This window comes from Acidovorax sp. DW039 (genome assembly GCF_037101375.1).
Taxonomy (GTDB): Bacteria; Pseudomonadota; Gammaproteobacteria; order Burkholderiales; family Burkholderiaceae_C; genus Acidovorax.
Window position 1 is genome coordinate 1101390 of the sequence record NZ_AP029019.1, and the last position, 18295, is coordinate 1119684.

The window sequence follows — 18295 nt, forward strand, 5'->3', positions numbered from 1 at the left end:
CCCGCATCGCGCAGCGATGCGAGAGCGGGGGGAGGCCGCGAAGCGGCTCAGGGGGGTGTTCTCTATCTCATGCATGGTCGGCTGCAATCAGTTCGTACACATCGTCTTCGGTACTGCCCGCGGGCAGCTCTCCGGCCTTTTCCCGGTCCCGCAGCACCACAATGCGGTGCGCCACGCGCACCACTTCGCTCATTTCGGAGGAGATGAAAAGCACCGCCATGCCCGCCTGCGCCAGCCGCAGGATCTGGTCCATGATTTCCTGCTTGGCGGCCACATCAATGCCGCGTGTGGGCTCGTCCAGAATCAGCAGACGGGGCTCGGTGGCCAGCCAGCGGGCCAGAATGGCCTTTTGCTGGTTGCCCCCCGACAGGAGGCCAATGGGCGTGTCCACGCTGGCGGTCTTGATGCTCAGCATCTGTACATAGCGCTCGGCCATCTCCGTTTGCTCGCTGTGCGAGAGGAAGCGGCCCAGGCCCATGCGCGCCTGCAGGGCCAGGGCAATGTTCTCGCGCACCGACAGCTCGGCCACGATGCCGTCGGTCTTGCGCTCCTCGGGGCACAGGGCCAGTCCCTGCGCAATCGCGTCCATCGGGCTGGCAAAGGTCACCACCTTGCCATCGACATGCAATGCGCCACGGTCTGGCGCTTCCAGACCAAACAGCAGGCGTGCCAGTTCGGTGCGGCCTGATCCCAGCAGGCCCGCCAGCCCCACCACTTCGCCAGGACGGATGTCCAGGTCGATGGGGCGAATCTGGCCTGCCTTGCCCAAGGCCTGGGTGCTCACCAGGGCATGGACGGAAGGGTCTTGCACTGAAGCTGCGTGGGTCTGCGCTCCTGCACTGGCCAGCTCGCGCCCCAGCATGGCAGAGATCAATGCCTGCGCTGGCAGCTCGCTCGCCTTCCATTCACCCACCCAGCTGCCATTGCGCAGAACGGTGATGCGGTCAGACACCGCGTAGACCTGGTTCAGAAAGTGGCTCACGAAAACAATCGCCATGCCTTCGTCGCGCAGCTTGCGCATGACCTGGAAAAGCTTTTGCACCTCGTCCTCATCCAGGCTGGAGGTGGGCTCGTCCAGGATGAGAATGCGGCTTTCAATGCTGATGGCGCGTGCGATGGCCACCAGTTGCTGTACGGCCACCGGAAAGTCCGACAGCAGCCGCGTCACATCAATGTCCAGCCCCATGCGCTGCACCAGTTCGCTGGCGCTGCGGTGCATGCGGGACCAGTCAATGCGAAACCCCTGGGCCCAGCCGCAGCGCGGGTAGCGGCCCGCAAAGATGTTCTCTGCCACCGACAGGTTGGGGCACAGGTTGACCTCCTGGTACACCGTGCTGATGCCGCTTTGCTGCGCCTGCAGCGGTGAGGTGGGCCAGCGGGTCTGCTCACCCATGCGCATCTGCCCGCCGCTGGGTTCGATCACCCCCGTGAGCACTTTGATGAGCGTGGACTTGCCAGCGCCGTTCTGGCCCATGAGAGCGTGGATTTCGCCGGGGTAGAGGTTGAGCTGCACATCGCGCAGCACCGGAATGCCAGCGAACTGCTTGTGCACGCCCGTGAGCTGGAGTAAAGGCTGGGTGTGCGCTGCGTTCATGGGGCTGCGGTCTGATACATGGGTGGGTGCCAAGCCAAGGCGTGGGTCACTCGTCATGCCTTGTTCTTGTTGTAGACATCCACCAGCACGGCGGCCAGCAACACCACGCCCTTGATGACCTGCTGGTAGTCGATGCCGATGCCCAGGATGGACATGCCGTTGTTCATCACCCCCATCACGAAGGCACCAATCACGGCACCCATCACCCGGCCCACGCCGCCCGATGCAGAGGCACCGCCGATGAAGCAGGCCGCAATCACGTCCAGCTCAAAGCCCAGGCCGGCCTTGGGTGTTGCTGTGTTCAGCCGCGCGGCAAACACCAGGCCTGCCAGTGCAGCCAGCACCCCCATGTTGACGAAGGCATAGAAGGAGAGCCTTTCCGTCTTGATGCCCGAGAGCTTGGCCGCCTTCTCGTTGCCCCCCATGGCATAGATGCGACGTCCGATGGTGGTGCGTGTGGTCACAAACTCAAACAGCACGATGAGCAGCGCCATGACGATCAGCACATTGGGCAAGCCCTTGTAAGACGCCAGCAGGTAGCTGAAGGCCACCAGCAGGCCCGCAAATACGGTGGTCTTGATGAGGAACAGCGCCGCCGGTTCGGCATGCACACCATGCTTGATGCGGTGTGCGCGGTCACGCACGGCCGAGGCCGTCAGCGCGGCCGCGACCACCAGCCCCAGTGCCAGCGATGTCACCTTGATGCCCTCGCCAGCGGCAATGTCCGGAATGAAGCCCGAGCTGAGCATCTGGAAGGCTTCCGGGAAGGGACCTACCGACTGCCCCGCCAGCAGCGCCAGTGCCAGCCCCTTGAACACCAGCATGCCCGCCAGCGTCACGATGAAGGATGGAATGCGCGAGAACGCCACAAACCAGCCCTGGATGGCGCCAATGAGGGCCCCGCACAGCAGGCACACCAGCGTGGCAGGCACAAAGTGCCACTGGTACTGCACCATGAGCACGGCCGCCAGCGCGCCGATGAACCCGCACACGGAACCCACAGACAGGTCGATGTGCCCCGCCACGATCACCAGCAGCATGCCCAGCGCCATGATGACGATGTAGCTGTTCTGCAGGATCAGGTTGGTGAGGTTGAGCGGCTGCATCAGCGTGCCGTCGGTCATGTATTGAAAGAATCCCATGATCGCGACCAGCGTGATCAACATGCCGTATTCGCGCAGGTTGTTCTTGGCGTGGTCCAGCAGTGACCGGGCAGATTTGGCCGGTGTGTGGGCTGCGGCCGAGGCGGTGGGGGAAGAAGTAGTCATCTGGCTCATATCCGGTTTTCGTTGTGCTGGTGGCTGTGCGATGCGGTTGCGCTGGCATGCGCCATGTCAGGGCCGTCGTGCAAGGGCCTTGGCTGGCCGCGCAGCGCCTCCTTGGGCGCCTCATGGGGCGCGTTGACAATCGCGCGCATGATGTTTTCCTGAGACGCCTGTGCCGTGGGCATCTCGGCGACAAAGCGGCCTTCGTTCATCACATAGATGCGGTCTGAAATGCCCAGCAGCTCGGGCATTTCGGAAGAGATCACGATCACGCATTTGCCCTCTGCCGCCAGCTGGGCGATCAGTGTGTAGATCTCATACTTGGCCCCCACGTCAATGCCCCGTGTGGGTTCGTCGAGGATGAGGACCTCGGGCTCGGTAAACAGCCACTTGGCGAGCACCACCTTTTGCTGGTTGCCGCCCGACAGGTTCAGCGTGCGCTGGTCCACCCCCGAGCAGCGAATGCGCAGACGTGTGCGGTAGTCCTGCGCGACCTGGTGCTCACGCCCATGGTCGATCACGCCGCGCCGCGATACACCGCGCAGATGCGCGAGGGACACGTTGAACTGAATGTCCTCGTTCAGCACCAGGCCATTGCCCTTGCGGTCTTCCGTCACATAGGCCAGGCCGCCGCGCACCGCCTTCTGCACGGTGCTCACGTCCATGGGCTGGCCGTGCAGCAGCACTTCACCGCTGATGCGCTGCCCCCAGGAGCGGCCAAAAATGCTCATGGCCAGCTCGGTACGGCCCGAGCCCATCAGGCCCGCAATGCCCACGATCTCGCCACGCCGCACCTGCAGGTTCACCCCCTGGATGAAGGGGCGGTCACTGCGCTGGGGGTGGTAGGCCGTCCAGTTCCTCACCTCAAAAGCCACTTCGCCAATGTCGGGTGTGCGGGGCGGGTAGCGGTCGGCCATCTCGCGGCCCACCATGGCCTTTATCACGCGGTCCTCGCTCACGGCCTGGGCGTGGCAGTCCATGGTCTCCACCGTGCTTCCGTCGCGCAGCACCGTGATCGAGTCGGCCACGTGCGAAATCTCGTTGAGCTTGTGCGAGATGAGGATGCAGGTGATGCCCTGGCGGCGCAACTCCAGCAGCAGCTCCAGCAGCGCATGGCTGTCGTTCTCGTTCAGGCTGGCGGTGGGCTCGTCCAGGATCAGCAGCTTGACCTTGCGCGACAGCGCCTTGGCAATCTCCACCAATTGCTGCTTGCCCACGCCCAGCTCTGACACCAGCGTATCGGGCGACTCTTTCAGGCCCACCTTGCGCAGCAATTCCTGGGTCATCTGATGGGCGGCCATCCAGTCGATCACGCCGCGGCGGGCGGGTTCATTGCCCAGAAAGACGTTCTCGGTGATGGACAGCAGCGGCACCAGTGCCAACTCCTGATGGATGATGGCAATGCCCAGGTGCTCGCTGTCGCGAATGCCCTGGAAGGCGCGCTCCTCGCCCTCGAACACGATGGCGCCGCTGTAGCTGCCATGGGGGTACACCCCGGAGAGCACCTTCATCAAGGTGGACTTGCCTGCGCCGTTTTCGCCCACGATGGCGTGGATCTCTCCAGCCCGCACGCGCAGGTTCACCCTGTTGAGGGCCACAACGCCGGGGAAGGTTTTGCGGATGTCCCGCATCTCAAGCAACATGGTGTGTCTGACTTGCATGGCCCGGCAGCTGTGCCGGGCGCGGTAGCGAATGAAGAAGGAAAACTCCCGCTGCCGCGCATGACTGCATGGCAGGGGAGGCATCGCCCGCAGGCTTACTTGATTTGCGACTCTTGGTAGTAGCCGCTACCCACCAGCACGCTGTTCCAGTTGGAAGCATCGACCGCCACGGGCTTGAGCAGGTAGGAGGGCACCACCTTCACACCGTTGTTGTAGGTCTTGGTGTCGTTGATTTCAGGCTGCTTGCCAGACAGCACGGCATCCACCATGTTGGCGGCCACCTTGGCCAGCTCGCGCGTGTCCTTGAACACGGTGGAGGACTGCTCACCCTTGAGGATGGACTTGATGGAAGGCACTTCGGCGTCCTGGCCGCTGACCACAGGGCAGGGTTGCTGCGCCGTGCAATAGCCCACGCCCTTCAGGGACGAAAGAATGCCGATGGAGATGCCGTCATAGGGCGACAGCACGGCGTGCACCTTGTCCTTGCCGTAGTAGGCCGAGAGCAGGTTGTCCATGCGGGCCTGGGCTACTGCACCATCCCAGCGCAGTGTGCCCACCTTGTTCATGCCCGTCTGCTTGCTGCGCACTACCAGCTTGCCGCTGTCGATGTAGGGCTGCAGCACGCTCATCGCGCCGTCGTAGAAGAAGAAAGCGTTGTTGTCATCGGGCGAGCCGCCGAACAGCTCGATGTTGAAGGGGCCCTTACCCTGCTTGAGTCCCAGCTTGTCCACGATGGAGGTGGCCTGCAGCACACCGACCTGGAAGTTGTCGAAGGTGGCGTAGTAGTCCACGTTCTTCGATCCCTTGATGAGCCGGTCGTAGGCGATGACCTTGATGCCCTTGTCCGCAGCGCTTTGCAGCACGCGCGAGAGCGTGGTGCCGTCGATGGACGCAATCACCAGCACCTTCGCGCCCTTGGTGATCATGTTTTCGATCTGTGCGAGCTGGTTGGGAATGTCGTCTTCTGCGTATTGCAGGTCGGTCTTGTAGCCCCGGTCTTTGAGCACCTTGACCATGTTGTCGCCATCAGCAATCCAGCGGGCTGACGACTTGGTAGGCATCGAAATGCCGATGGTGCCTTTGTCCTGGGCCGATGCCATCGATGTCACGCCCATGGCGGCCAGTGCGGCGGTAGCCAGCACGGCCTTGAAAATAGCTCGCTTCATTTGTCTCTGTCTCCTGTTGTGAATTTGTATTTCTGATGCGGCGTCCACGCCGTTCGGGTCAGTGGCAACTGGCGTGTCCCAAGCCAGCGCCACCGCGCAAGGGCCACCCGCTGCGCAGGCGGCTCAGGGGGAATCAGTACTTGCGCTTGGGGAACTCTTGCGCGGCCACTTCCATCGGGAAGATGCCTTCTTCGGTCACGATGCGCTTGGGCACGGGCTTGCCTGCCTTGATGTCTTTGACGGCACTCATGAGCTGAGGGCCCAGCAGGGGCGAGCATTCCACCGACACGTTGAGCTTGCCGGCGATCATGGCTTCGAACGCGCCCTTGACTGCATCGATGGAGATGATGGTGATGTCCTTGGCGGGCTTCAGGCCGGCTTCTTCAATGGCCTGAATGGCGCCGATGGCCATGTCGTCGTTGTGCGCGTACAGCACATTGATCCTCTTGCCCTCGGCCTTCAGGAAGGCTTCCATCACTTCCTTGCCCTTGGCGCGGGTGAAGTCGCCCGTCTGCGAGCGGATGATCTTGAACTTGGGGTCGGCCTTGATGACTTCCTCAAAGCCCTTCTTGCGGTCAATCGCCGGGGCGGAACCCACGGTGCCCTGCAGCTCCACGATGTTGACCTCGCCCTTCTGGTCCTTCATCTTCTCTACCAGCCAGCGGCCGGCCTTGCGACCTTCTTCCACAAAGTCCGAGCCCATGAAGGTCACGTACAGCGAGGTGTCCTTGGTGTTCACGGCGCGGTCGGTTAGCACCACCGGAATCTTGGCGGCCTTGGCCTCACGCAGCACGGGCTCCCAGCCAGACTCCACCACAGGAGAGAAGGCAATCACGTCCACCTTCTGGGCGATGAATGCGCGAATGGCCTTGATCTGGTTTTCCTGCTTTTGCTGGGCGTCCGAGAACTTGAGTTCAATCCCTGCTTCCTTGGCGGCGGCCTTGATGGACTCCGTGTTCGCGGTACGCCATTCGCTCTCTGCCCCCACCTGGCTGAAGCCCAGCACGATGGGTTTTTGCGCCCACGCCATGGGGCTGAGCAAACCTGCTGCCGAGGCGCAGGCCAGGGTCGTTCCGAAGGTTCGGCGATTGAGTTTCATGGTGCTTTGTCTCCTGTCGTTGGTATGAAATGGAAACCGCTGGGCGGTTGACGTATTGCGCTTCTCGGACCGCGCTTCCTGGGCCGTGGTCTCTAGCAGGTGGGCACGCCTGCCCGCTGCCTGCGCCCTCCCGGCAATGTCTCAAGCCAGCATGTAGCCTGTCTTGACTGTGGTGTAGAACTCCGCGGCGTACCGCCCTTGCTCGCGTGCGCCGTAGCTCGATTCCTTGCGTCCCCCAAACGGCACATGGAAGTCCACGCCCGCCGTGGGCAGGTTCACCATGGTCATGCCCACGGCTGCGTGGCGCTTGAAGTGCATGGCGTGCTTGAGCGATGTGGTGCAGATGCCTGCACACAGGCCAAAGGGCGTGTCGTTGGCCAGGGCCAGTGCGTGCTCGTAGTCGTCGGCACGCAGCACGCACGCCACGGGGCCGAAGATCTCTTCACGCGCAATGCGGTGCTCTGGCCGGGCAAGAAACAGGGCAGGGCTCATGTAGTGGCCGGGGGTGGGGCGCTCCAGCAGCTCGCCGCCATAGATGTGTTCCGCCCCTTCACTGCGGGCAATGGCAAGGTAGCTCTGGTTCTGTTCCAGCTGGCTGCTGTCCACCACCGGGCCCATCTCGGTGCCCCGCTCCAGTGCGTGGCCTACCCTCAGCGCGGCCAGGCGCTGGCGCAGGCGCGCCACAAAAGCCTCATGCACGCCCGCTTCCACGATCAGCCTGCTCGATGCCGTGCAGCGCTGGCCTGTGGAATAGAACGAGCCCTGCAGCGCGCATTCCACCGCCTGTTCCAGGTCGGCATCTGCCAGCACCACCAGGGGGTTCTTGCCCCCCATTTCCAGCTGCACCTTGGCCCGGCGTTGCGTGGCCGCCTGCAAAATGCGCTCGCCCGTGCCGACGGAGCCTGTGAAGCTCAGGGCATTCACCAACGGGTGGTCCACCAGCGTCTGGCCCACTTCGCGGCCACTGCCCATCACCATGTTGAAGGCCCCGGCGGGCAAGCCGCTGCGGTGGATGATTTCGGCCAGAGACCAGCCGCAGGCCGTGACCAGCTCGGCGGGCTTGAACACCACCGTGTTGCCGTAGGCCAGGGCGGGGGCAATCTTCCAGGCCGGAATGGCCATGGGAAAGTTCCAGGGGGCGATGATGCCCACCACGCCTACCGGCTCGCGAGTCACATCCACCTGCACGCCCTGGCGCACCGAGGCCATCAGCTCGCCCGGAATGCGCAGCGCCTCACCCGCGAAAAACTTGAAGATCTGGCCGGAGCGCGCCACTTCGGCCACCGCTTCGGGCAGCGTTTTGCCCTCTTCACGGGCCAGCAAGGTGCCCAGTTCATCCTTGCGCGCCAGCAACTCGCTGCCGATCTGATCCAGTACGTCGGCGCGCCGCTGGGGTGTGCTCTGGGCCCAGTAGGGCAGGGCATCGGCTGCGGCCTTGATGGCCTGCTCGGTCTGGTTGCGGTCGGCGCGTGCATATTCGGCCACCACTTCGCGGGTGTCAGACGGGTTGAGGCTGACGCCCGTGGTGGTGCCACTTTCCCAGCGCCCGTTGATCAGGTTCCGGGGAGATTGCTGCATGTCGCCAAGTCGCATGGATGCCTTCGGTCAATGTTTGCAGCAAAGTCTAGGTTTTGTTTTGATATCAATCCAATAGTTTTTTAGGCAAAATAGATATCAGTCCGAGCATTCTGGAAAACCCCATGAGCAACTACAACCACTGGTTCATCCGCGCCCGCCTGAAAACGCGCCAACTGTTGCTGCTGGTGGCTTTGGCGGAGGAGGGCAACATTCACCGCGCCGCCCAGGTGCTCAGCATGACCCAGCCCGCCGCGTCCAAGCTGCTCAAGGACCTAGAGGATGTGCTGGAAGTGCCCCTGTTCGAGCGCTTGCCCCGGGGCATGCGCCCCACCTGGTATGGCGAGACCATGATCCGCCACGCGCGCATGGCGCTGGCCAACCTGAACCAGGCCCACGACGAGCTGACGGCCTTGAAGACCGGGCACTATGGCCAGGTGGGCATCGGTGCCATTACCTCGCCCGCGTTGAGCGTGCTGCCTGCAGCGACGGCGCTGGTCAAGCAGGAGCATCCCAGCCTGCGCATCATGCTGGACGTGGAAACCAGCCCGGTGCTGCTGGAGCGGCTGGAGCAAGGCAAGCTCGACATCGTGCTGGGCCGCCTGTTTGCAGAGCACGACAAGGGCAACCTGCGCTACGAGCCGTTGACGGAAGAGATGGTGTGCGCCGTGGCCCGGCCTGGGCACCCGCTGTGCGGCATGACGGGGCTGACGCTGCGCGATGTGGTGTCCGCAGGCTGGATCGTGCCGCCCGCGGGCAGCGTGCTCCGCCACCGGTTTGATCTGATGTTTCAGCAGGATGGGCTGGCACCGCCGACCAACACGATCGAGACAGCGGCCCTGCTGTTCATGACCCGCATGCTGCAGCAAAGTGACATGGTGGCGGTGGTGGCGACGGATGTGGCGCAGTACTACGCTGCGCACGGCATTGTTTCGATATTGCCGTTGCCCATGCCTTGTCATATGGATGCATTTGGGGTCATTACCCGGGCGGACCGTTTGTTGTCGCCTGCGGCCAAGGTGATGATGAGGGCGCTCAAGCAGGCGAGTCTGGTGCAGTATGGGCGGAGGTTGGAGTTGGGGGATTGATGGGTTGGGGTGGAATGTGCTGCTAGCGCTTTTGGATTGAGCGTAGGCAGCTATTAAATTAGTAGCGATTGCTTGGGTTCTCCGTCCCCGGTCACACCCTTATCCGTTCGGGCTGAGCTTGTCGAAGCCGGGGCTTGTTCGTTGATCTTGCGGCATGCCTCTGCCGAGGGCGGGTGCCGGGATGTGCGCCCGGCGGCGCACCTTCTTTTCTTGCGTCGCCAAGAAAAGAAGGCAAAAGAAGGCGACCCCCAGTCTGCGGCCCCTTCGCGGTGCGAAGGGGCAGACCTGCGGCGGTGCGGTTGCGGGGTGCGCCGTGGAACTCGCTGCGCGCCGTGGGCGCTCCGCTCGGACAACCCCGGCGAGTCAGAGGACGAAGCATGGGCGCTTCGACGCCCATGCTCACCCCGCAACCGCGCCGCCGCAGGCGCAGCCAGCAGGGGGGTGGGGAGCCGAACAGCCAAACAGCCAAACAGCCAAACAGCCAAACAGCCAAACAGCCAAACAGCCAAACAGCCGCTCGGGTCGTCGCTGCGCTCGACCCTGTCAGTACCGCGCCCAGCGCGCGGCGCTTGCGCCCGCGAATTCGGGCCGAGCGAAGCAATGGCCCGAGTGGCTGTTCGGCTCCCCCATCCCCTCTGTATGCGCCGAGGAGCGCAGCGGGCGGGGTGGCACGTGTGCCGAAGGACACACGTGCATCGTGAACTGACTCGCCGCAGTTGTTTGAGCGGAGCGCGAGAGCGCGTAGCGAGTTCTGCGGCGCACCCCGCCCGCGAGCACCGCAGGTTGCCCCGTAGCGCAGCGCAGGGGACGCAGACAGCGGGGTCGCCTTCTTTTGCCTTCTTTTCTTGGCGACGCAAGAAAAGAAGGTGCGCCGCCGGGCGCACATCCCGGCACCCGCCCTTGGCACAGGCATGCGGCAAATTCAGCCAGCAAGCCCCCACTTCGACAGGCTCAGCCCGAACAGGCAGGAAGAACGCAGACAATTACTACCAATTTCATAGCTGCCTGCGCTTTCCCCATAAGCGCTAGAGCCCAGTTTGATTCAAAAAAATCAAACCCACCCAGCATCCACCTTGAACTCCTGCGCCGTACACATCCCCGCGTCATCCGACGCCAGGAACAACACCATGCGTGCAATATCGTGCGGCAGCAGCTTGTCCGGCAGGCACTGGTTGCGGGCCAGTTCCTGCTCGCCCGCATCGTCCAGCCAGAGCTTGACCTGACGCTCCGTCATCACCCAGCCGGGCGACACCGTGTTGATGCGGATGCGGTCCTGCCCCAGCGTCTTGGCCAGCCCCCGGGTCAGTCCGTTCACTGACGACTTGGCGATGGCATAGCAAGGGTAGCCCGTGCCCTTGCCCTGCCAGCCGGTGGAGCCCAGGTTGATGACTGAGCCACTGCCCAGCTTGCGCATGCCCGGCACCACGCTCTGGATGGCGAAGAACGCGGGGCGCTCGTTGATGGCGATGCGCTCGTCGTAGTAGGCGGGGGTGACGGACTCCAGGCTGTGCCGGTCATCGCTGGCCACGTTGTTCACCAGCACCGAAAAATCTCCCAGCGCTGCCGCCGCATCGCTGATGGATGTTTGCAGGGCCGCGATGTCCCGCACATCGCACACGCGCCACCAGGGCTTGGCGTGGCCTGCGGCGGCAATCTGCTCGGCCAGTTGCTCGCTTGCACCCTGGGCCACATCCACAAACGCCACGCGCGCGCCCTGTTCGGCAAAGGCCGAGACGATGGCGGCGCCGATGCCGCTGCCGCCGCCCGTCACAAAAACACTGCGCCCTTGCAGGCTGGGAAAGCGGGAGAGCTGGCCTGCCTGCGCGGCTTTGGAAGAGGCGGATTGATTGCTTGCGATCAAAGATGACATATTGAAATAAATATCAAAAGATGCTGAAAAATAAACTTTCAAGTATCAATTGACGTTGATAAGATGCCCGCCGTCAAGAGGCACAGCCCTGACTGGCTCAGAAATAACAACATGGAGACAGGCATTGACCAATGCACAACCGCTGGCGCACAGCCAGCAGCCATCGGCGTTTGCGCGCCCTGTGGTGGGCAGCGTGGCCTGCGCACAAAAGGCTGAGGCGCAGCTGGGCGAAGGGCTTCTGTGGTCGCAGCGCGAGCAGGCGCTGTACTGGGTGGACATCCTGCAGCGCCAGTTGCACCGGCTGGACCCTGCCAGTGGCGAAAAGCGCTGCTGGACGTTTGCGGAAGAAATCTCGGCCGTGGCCGAGCGTGCTCACCACCCGGGCCTGATCGTGACCTTGCGGCGCGGATTTGCCTGGTTTGACCCGGCTGCTGACACCGCCCCGCGTTACGTGCACCAGCCCGCGCAGGAGCCCGTGGGCAACCGCTTCAATGACGGCAAATGCGATGCCCAGGGCCGCTTCTGGGCGGGCTCCATGGACTTTGACTGCGTGCAGCCCACCGGCTCGCTGTACCGGTATGACGCCGACGGCCAGTGCTCGCTGCACGAGAGCGGCTTTGCCGTGACCAATGGGCCCACCTGGTCGGGGGGCTACATGTATTTCAACGACACCGTCCAAGGCTGCGTCTACCGGTATGTGTTTGACCCGGTGCGTGGCACGTTGTCTGGCAAGCAGGCCTGGCTGCGCCTGCCGCCGGGCGATGGCGTGCCGGACGGCATGACCACCGATGCGCTGGGGCGTGTGTGGCTGGCCCACTGGGGCGGCGGCTGCGTGACATGCCACGACCCCGACACGGCGCAAGAACTGGCGCGCGTGGCCGTACCTGCTGCGCAAGTCACCAACTGCGCATTTGGCGGCGATGACCTGCGCACCCTGTTCATCAGCAGCGCCCGCGTGGGGCTGACGCCCCAGGCGCTGGAGGCCCAGCCGCTGGCGGGTTCCGTCTTTGCCGCGCGGGTAGACAGCCCCGGTCTGCCCGCATCGCTTTTTGGTGGCTGAGCCCAGGGCTCGTCATCACTGCCTGCTGCTTCTCCCGCAGCTCTCCTCATTCACCTCAGGTTTGCGCATGACCCATCCTTCCCATCCCATCGTCTGGTTGCACCATGCGGGCCAGCATTTAGGCTTGGTTCCCACCCTGGGCGGCGCTGTGGCTGCCTGGCAGGCCGATTGGCCCAGTGCCGACGCTGGCAAGCTGGACCTGTGGCGGCCCTGGGATGGCCGCACGGAAGACATGTACCAGCTCGCCTCCTTTGCCATGGTGCCCTGGTCCAACCGCATCAGCCACGGCGGCTTTGCGCAGGACGGGCGCTTTCATCCCATGGCACTCAACCGTGCGGGTGAGCCCTATCCCATCCATGGCGATGGCTGGCTGCAGCCCTGGGTGTTCCAACAGGTGAGCGACGACACGGTGCAGATGTCGCTGTGCTCTCGCCACTTTCAGGGCAACCCGTATGACTACGAGGCGCTGCAGACTTTCCGGCTGCGGCCCGGCATGCTGGAGCAGACGGTGATGGTGCGCCACCTGGGGCCGGACCCTCTGCCGTATGGCATGGGGGTGCACCCCTGGTTCCTGCGCACACCGGGCACGCGCATCGCAGCGCCGGTGGGGGCGGTGTGGTTGTGCGGGGACGATCCGATTCCCGTCCTGCAGACGGCAGAGTTTCCGCAAGGCTGGGACCTGAATCAGGGCATTTCTGCCCACGGCAGCCTGATTGACAACGCCTACACCGGATGGGGCGGAACGGCACGCATCGAGTGGCCGGAATGGGGAGCGCGCCTGTCGGTCGCCATGCCCGACTTTGAACGCGATGGCGGGTCAGCCCAGCATTACTGCCTCATCTACCGCCCGCCGCACGGGGGCGCTTTCTGCTTTGAGCCCATCACCCAGCCGATTGATGCCTTCCACCTGCCGGGCAGGCCGGGGCTGCGTGTGCTGGCGCAGGGGCAAGCCACCACCTTGCGCATGCAGTGGCATTACGAAGCGTTGTAATCACTATAAAAAAAGGAGCTGCCTGCGCTTGTCTATCAAGCGCTGCAGCTCCAAATGATTCAAAGACTTCGAACCAGCGACGGAGCGCTGGACGGTATGCGCCGCTTCAGGTCACTGGGGCCGGGTTGAACAAGACCAAGGCGTTGTGCAGCTTCCACTGCTCGGCCCAGGTCTTTTTGCGGCCGCTGGCCACGTCCAGCATCAGGTGGAACAGTTGCCAGCCCACCTCTTCAATGGTGGCCTTGCCTTCGGCAATGGTGCCTGCGTTCACGTCCATCAGGTCGTGCCAGCGGCGTGCCAGGTCGGTGCGGGTGGCTACCTTGATGACCGGGCATTCGGCCAGCCCGTAAGGTGTGCCACGCCCAGTGGTGAACACATGCAGGTTCATGCCTGCAGCCAGTTGCAGGGTGCCGCAGATGAAGTCGCTGGCAGGTGTGGCCGCGTAGGTCAGGCCCCGGGTCTTGAGCTTCTCGCCCGGCGACAGCACACCCGCGATGGGGGCGGAGCCAGACTTGACGATGGAGCCCATGGCCTTTTCGACGATGTTGGACAGCCCGCCCTTCTTGTTGCCGGGCGTGGTGTTGGCACTGCGGTCCACGCTGCCGCGCTGCAGGTAGGCGTCGTACCAGGCCATTTCGCGCACCATGGCCTCGGCCAGCTCGGGGGTGGCGGCGCGGGCCGTGAGCTGCGCAATGCCGTCACGCACTTCGGTGGTTTCCGAGAACATCACGCTGGCACCCGCCCGCACCAGCAAGTCGGTGCAAAAGCCCACCGCCGGGTTGGCGGTGACGCCCGAGAACGCATCGCTGCCCCCGCACTGCACGCCCACCACCAGCTCGCTGGCAGGCACGGTTTCGCGGCGGCGCGCATTCAGGCGCTGCAGGTGGGTTTCCGCCTGGCGCATGATGGACTCCACCATCGACATGAAACCCACGTGGGCCTCGTCCTGCAGGCACACCACATCCAGCCCCTGGGTGCTGCTGCGCTCGTCCACCACAGGGATGGAGCCGGGGGGCAACAAACGCTCGGGCTGCAGCTTTTCGCAGCCCAGGCTCACCACCATCACCTCACCGCCAAAGTTGGGGTTCAGGCTCAGGTTGCGCAGGGTGCGGATGGGGATGATGGCGTCAGGCGCGTCAATCGCCACACCGCAGCCGTAGCCATGTTCCAGCGCCACCACGTCGTCCACGTTCGGATAGCGGGGCAGCAGTTCTTTCTTGATGCGCTGCACGGCAAATTCGGTCACGCCCGCCACGCACTGCACGGTCTGGGTAATGGCCAGAATGTTGCGCGTGCCCACCGAGCCATCGGCGTTGCGGTAGCCCTCAAAGGTGTAGCCCTCCAGCGGGGGCAAGGCCTGGCCGCGCGTGGTGGCCATGGGCAGGGCGTCCAGCTCGCGGGCCTCGGGCATGGACAGCAGCCGCTCATGTACCCAGCTGCCTGCCGGAATGTCGCTGATGGCATAGCCAATCGGAATGCCGTAGCGCAGCACCGCGCCCCCGGCGGGCAGATCAACCAGCGCCACCTTGTGGCCCTGCGGCACCTTGTCGCGCAGCACCAGGCCCGAGGGCAGGGTGGTGCCTGTGGGCAGGCCTCCATCGTTGGCCACGATGGCCACATTGTCACTGTCGTGCATGCGGATGGTGAGGGGTTTCAGAGGCTCATCGGTGGGGGTTTCGGACATGCATGTCTCCTATGATCGGCCACTTTGCGCGCAGCCGTTACGGATGTTTCAGCGGCTGCGCCGGCTTGTGTATTGCAGATGGTACCGGTACCATTTTAAACCATCGATGACAGAAAAAGACAACCCCAAGCGCTCGCGCCGCAGCAGTGGTGCTATCACTTTGCGTGATGTGGCCAAACTCGCGGGTGTGGCACCCATCACCGCTTCGCGCGTGATGAACACCCCGGACCAGGTATCGCCCGAGGTGCGCCAGCGTGTGCTCGATGCCGTGCAGCGCACGGGTTACGTGCCCAACCGCATGGCGGGCGGGCTGGCCTCGGCACGCAGCCGGTTGATTGCGGCGGTGGTGCCCAGCACCGTGATGTCGGTGTTCATGGAAACCATCGAGAGCCTGAACAGCACCTTGTTCGATGCGGGCTACCAGCTCATGCTCGGTCAGTCGGGCTACTCGGCGGCCCGTGAGGAATTGCTGCTGGAGGCCATCATTGGCCGCCGACCTGACGGCATCTTCCTGACCGGCATCATGGGCGCGGGCAAGGGGCGCACCCGGCTGCTGGCCTCGGGTATCCCGGTGGTAGAGACCTGGGATCTGACCCCCACGCCGATTGACATGCTGGTGGGCTTCTCCCACCTGGACATTGGCCGCGCCGTCGCGCAGTTCTTCATGGGCAAGGGGCGCAAGCGCCTGGCGCTGATCACCGCCGAGGACGAGCGGGCGGGGCGAAGGGCGGCCGCCTTTGCCGAGGCAGCCCTGCAAGCAGGTTTGCCGCCGGTGCATGTGGTGAATGTGGGGGCGCAGCGATCCCTGCGCAGCGGACGCGAGGCGCTGGGCCGCCTGCTGCACGAATGCCCCGGCGCAGACGCCGTGTTCTGCAGCTCCGACCTGCTGGCCGTAGGGGTGGCGACCGAAGCCCGGTCCCGGCAGATTCCGGTGCCCGATCGGCTCGCCATCATGGGTTTTGGCGATGTGCCCTTTGTGGCCGACATGCTGCCCGCCCTGAGCACGGTGCATATCAATGGCGCACATATCGGGCAGCTGGCCGCCCGCTACCTGATGGACCGCGCCGAGGGTCGTGAGGTGGACCCACCCGTGGTGCAGGTGGACTTTTCCATTGTGGAGCGCGATACGACCTGAGCGGCCTTGGTGAAGGTGGGGGAGCTGCTGCGTGGAGATGCAGCCCTGAGTTGTTGAGATTTTCGGGAAAACCCTGAGTTGTACGACATTGACGCCTGATTTTGGTACCGCTACCATTTGTGCATTCGATATTTGGTAGCGGTACCAGCAAGAAAGGCCACCGATGAATCCGCAAGAACTCAAGTCCATCATGTCCCAGGGGCTGCTGTCCTTCCCCCTGACCGATTTCGATGCCCAGGGTGACTTCAATGCCAAGGGGTATGCCGAGCGGCTGGAGTGGCTGATGCCTTACGGAGCCAGCGCCCTGTTTGTGGCAGGCGGCACCGGTGAATACTTCTCGCTGACGGCGGATGAGTACCCCGCCATCATTCGCACGGCAGTGCAGACCTGCAAAGGGCGTGTCCCCATCATTGCGGGCGCGGGCGGCCCCACCCGCTTTGCCATCCAGTGCGCGCAGGAGGCCGAACGCCAGGGTGCCCACGGCATCCTGCTGCTGCCCCACTACCTGACCGAAGCGGGCCAGGAAGGTCTGATTGCCCATGTGGAAGCGGTCTGCAAGAGCGTGAAATTTGGCGTCATCGTCTACAACCGCAACGTGTGCAAGCTCACACCCCAGTCGCTGGCCATCCTGGCCGAGCGTTGCCCGAACCTGATCGGCTTCAAGGACGGTGTGGGCGATATCGAACTCATGTCCTCCATCTACATGAAGATGGGTGACCGCTTCTCGTACCTGGGCGGCCTGCCCACGGCCGAGGTCTATGCCGCAGCCTACAAGGCGCTGGGCACCCCGGTGTATTCGTCGGCGGTCTTCAACTTCATTCCCAAGACAGCGATGGACTTCTACCACGCTGTCGCCCGTGATGACATGGCCACGCAGCACCGCCTGCTGCGGGAGTTCTTCATGCCTTACCTCGACATCCGCAATCGCATGCCGGGTTATGCCGTCAGCATCGTCAAGGCAGGTGCCGCGCTGGTGGGGCACTCCGCAGGCCCGGTGCGCGCGCCGCTGGTGGATCTCAAGCCCGACGAGATGGATGCCCTCAAGGCGCTGATCGAGCGCGTGGGGCCGCAGTAATTTCTCGCCCCGATTGCAAAGGTTCTCAGGCCAGGCATCAGAAACCGGCCATTCCCTATCAACCCAAGGAGACAAACATGAAGAAACTGTTGTGCGCCGTTGCTGCCGCATTGACCATGACATCGGCACTGGCCTGGCCTGACAAGCCAGTCACGATGGTGGTGCCGTTCCCACCCGGGGGCTCCACCGATCTCATTGCCCGCACCCTCATTCCCAAGCTGCAGGACAAGCTCGGCGGCACCTTCATCGTGGACAACAAGGCCGGTGCCACCGGCACGATTGGTGCCGGTGCTGTGGCACGGTCGGCTCCTGACGGCTACACGCTGCTGGTGTCGTCGCTGGGTCCCTACGTGATCGCGCCGCATCTGCTGGCCAAGGTACCGTACGACGCGACCAAGGACTTCGACTACCTCACCGTGGCCGTGCAGGCCCCCAACGTGCTGGTGGTGCCTGCTTCGTCGCCACACAAGTCGCTGGCCGACGTGATTGCCTTCCAGAAGGCCAACCCCGGCAAGATGACTTTTGCCTCTTCGGGTAACGGAAGCAGCGACCACCTCACGGCCGAACTCTTCTGGCAGCAAACCCGCACCAGCGGCGTGCATGTGCCTTACCGCGGCGGTGGCCCGGTGATGACGGACTTGCTGGGGGCTCAGGTCGATGCGTCCTTCATGAACATCAACACCGCCATGCCGCAAATCCAGGCGGGCAAGCTCAAGGCACTGGCCATCACCAGCGCCAAACGCTCGCCGCTGCTGCCCAACGTGCAGACGCTGGAAGAGGGCGGCATCAAGGATGCCAACGTGTACTCATGGCAAGCCTTCGCAGCCCCTCGTGGCCTGCCTGCCGATATCAAAGCCAAGCTGCATGCCGCCATCGTGGCGGGCCTGAACGACCCCCAGGTCAAACCCAAGCTGCTGGAGCTGGGCTTTGAAATTGTGGCCAACACGCCCGAGCAGTTCACCGCCTACCAGGCCGCCGAGTTCTCGCGCTGGAAGAAGCTGATCACCGACCGCAACATCAAGGCCGACTGAT

General features: G+C 63.8%; 14 protein-coding genes. 6 read left to right on the forward strand and 8 right to left on the reverse strand.

Going from position 1 to position 18295, the window contains the following annotated elements:
• Positions 1-67 precede the first annotated feature (67 nt).
• The 6 genes from AACH87_RS04935 to AACH87_RS04960 all read right to left on the reverse strand — a co-directional run bounded on the left by AACH87_RS04935 (position 68) and on the right by AACH87_RS04960 (position 8378).
• Positions 68-1594 (reverse strand): sugar ABC transporter ATP-binding protein, encoded by a 1527-nt coding sequence (locus AACH87_RS04935; protein ID WP_338798855.1) that lies wholly within the window; start codon positions 1592-1594, stop codon positions 68-70.
• A 53-nt stretch (positions 1595-1647) separates the two neighbouring features.
• Complete coding sequence (mmsB, locus tag AACH87_RS04940) at positions 1648-2871, reverse strand: multiple monosaccharide ABC transporter permease (protein WP_338797639.1); 1224 nt, start codon at positions 2869-2871, stop codon at positions 1648-1650.
• On the reverse strand, positions 2868-4502 hold the full coding sequence (mmsA, locus tag AACH87_RS04945) for a multiple monosaccharide ABC transporter ATP-binding protein (protein WP_338797640.1): 1635 nt from the start codon (positions 4500-4502) through the stop codon (positions 2868-2870). The genes mmsB and mmsA overlap by 4 nt, the downstream gene beginning before the upstream one ends.
• Before the next feature lie 113 nt (positions 4503-4615).
• Positions 4616-5686, reverse strand: coding sequence for a multiple monosaccharide ABC transporter substrate-binding protein (gene chvE, locus AACH87_RS04950; RefSeq protein ID WP_338797641.1), 1071 nt, complete (start codon positions 5684-5686; stop codon positions 4616-4618).
• 133 nt (positions 5687-5819) lie between these two features.
• Complete coding sequence (locus tag AACH87_RS04955; RefSeq protein WP_338797643.1) at positions 5820-6785, reverse strand: ABC transporter substrate-binding protein; 966 nt, start codon at positions 6783-6785, stop codon at positions 5820-5822.
• A 141-nt stretch (positions 6786-6926) separates the two neighbouring features.
• On the reverse strand, positions 6927-8378 hold the full coding sequence (locus AACH87_RS04960; protein ID WP_338797644.1) for an aldehyde dehydrogenase family protein: 1452 nt from the start codon (positions 8376-8378) through the stop codon (positions 6927-6929).
• Positions 8379-8485: 107 nt separating this feature from the next.
• Here AACH87_RS04960 and AACH87_RS04965 point away from each other — a divergent pair, with 107 nt between their 5' ends.
• Complete coding sequence (locus AACH87_RS04965; protein WP_338797645.1) at positions 8486-9448, forward strand: LysR family transcriptional regulator; 963 nt, start codon at positions 8486-8488, stop codon at positions 9446-9448.
• A 1051-nt stretch (positions 9449-10499) separates the two neighbouring features.
• On the opposite strand, the gene AACH87_RS04970 is transcribed toward AACH87_RS04965, so the two are convergent.
• On the reverse strand, positions 10500-11318 hold the full coding sequence (locus tag AACH87_RS04970) for an SDR family oxidoreductase (protein WP_338797646.1): 819 nt from the start codon (positions 11316-11318) through the stop codon (positions 10500-10502).
• 181 nt (positions 11319-11499) lie between these two features.
• Between AACH87_RS04970 and AACH87_RS04975 the strand changes: the two genes are divergently transcribed.
• Both AACH87_RS04975 and AACH87_RS04980 read left to right on the forward strand, forming a co-directional pair.
• A complete protein-coding gene (locus AACH87_RS04975; RefSeq protein WP_338798857.1) occupies positions 11500-12378 on the forward strand; it encodes an SMP-30/gluconolactonase/LRE family protein in 879 nt (292 codons plus the stop codon).
• 67 nt (positions 12379-12445) lie between these two features.
• Positions 12446-13369, forward strand: coding sequence for an aldose 1-epimerase (locus AACH87_RS04980; RefSeq protein WP_338797647.1), 924 nt, complete (start codon positions 12446-12448; stop codon positions 13367-13369).
• Between the two features lie 106 nt (positions 13370-13475).
• On the opposite strand, the gene garD is transcribed toward AACH87_RS04980, so the two are convergent.
• On the reverse strand, positions 13476-15053 hold the full coding sequence (gene garD, locus AACH87_RS04985) for a galactarate dehydratase (protein WP_338797648.1): 1578 nt from the start codon (positions 15051-15053) through the stop codon (positions 13476-13478).
• Positions 15054-15159: 106 nt separating this feature from the next.
• Between garD and AACH87_RS04990 the strand changes: the two genes are divergently transcribed.
• From AACH87_RS04990 to AACH87_RS05000, 3 genes are all read left to right on the forward strand, one after another.
• Positions 15160-16188 (forward strand): LacI family DNA-binding transcriptional regulator, encoded by a 1029-nt coding sequence (locus AACH87_RS04990; protein ID WP_338797650.1) that lies wholly within the window; start codon positions 15160-15162, stop codon positions 16186-16188.
• A 163-nt stretch (positions 16189-16351) separates the two neighbouring features.
• Positions 16352-17263, forward strand: coding sequence for a 5-dehydro-4-deoxyglucarate dehydratase (gene kdgD / locus AACH87_RS04995; RefSeq protein WP_338797651.1), 912 nt, complete (start codon positions 16352-16354; stop codon positions 17261-17263).
• 77 nt (positions 17264-17340) lie between these two features.
• The gene (locus AACH87_RS05000) at positions 17341-18294 is read left to right on the forward strand and encodes a tripartite tricarboxylate transporter substrate binding protein (RefSeq protein WP_338797652.1); all 954 of its coding nucleotides are present in this window, start codon (positions 17341-17343) and stop codon (positions 18292-18294) included.
• Position 18295: the final 1 nt, after the last annotated feature.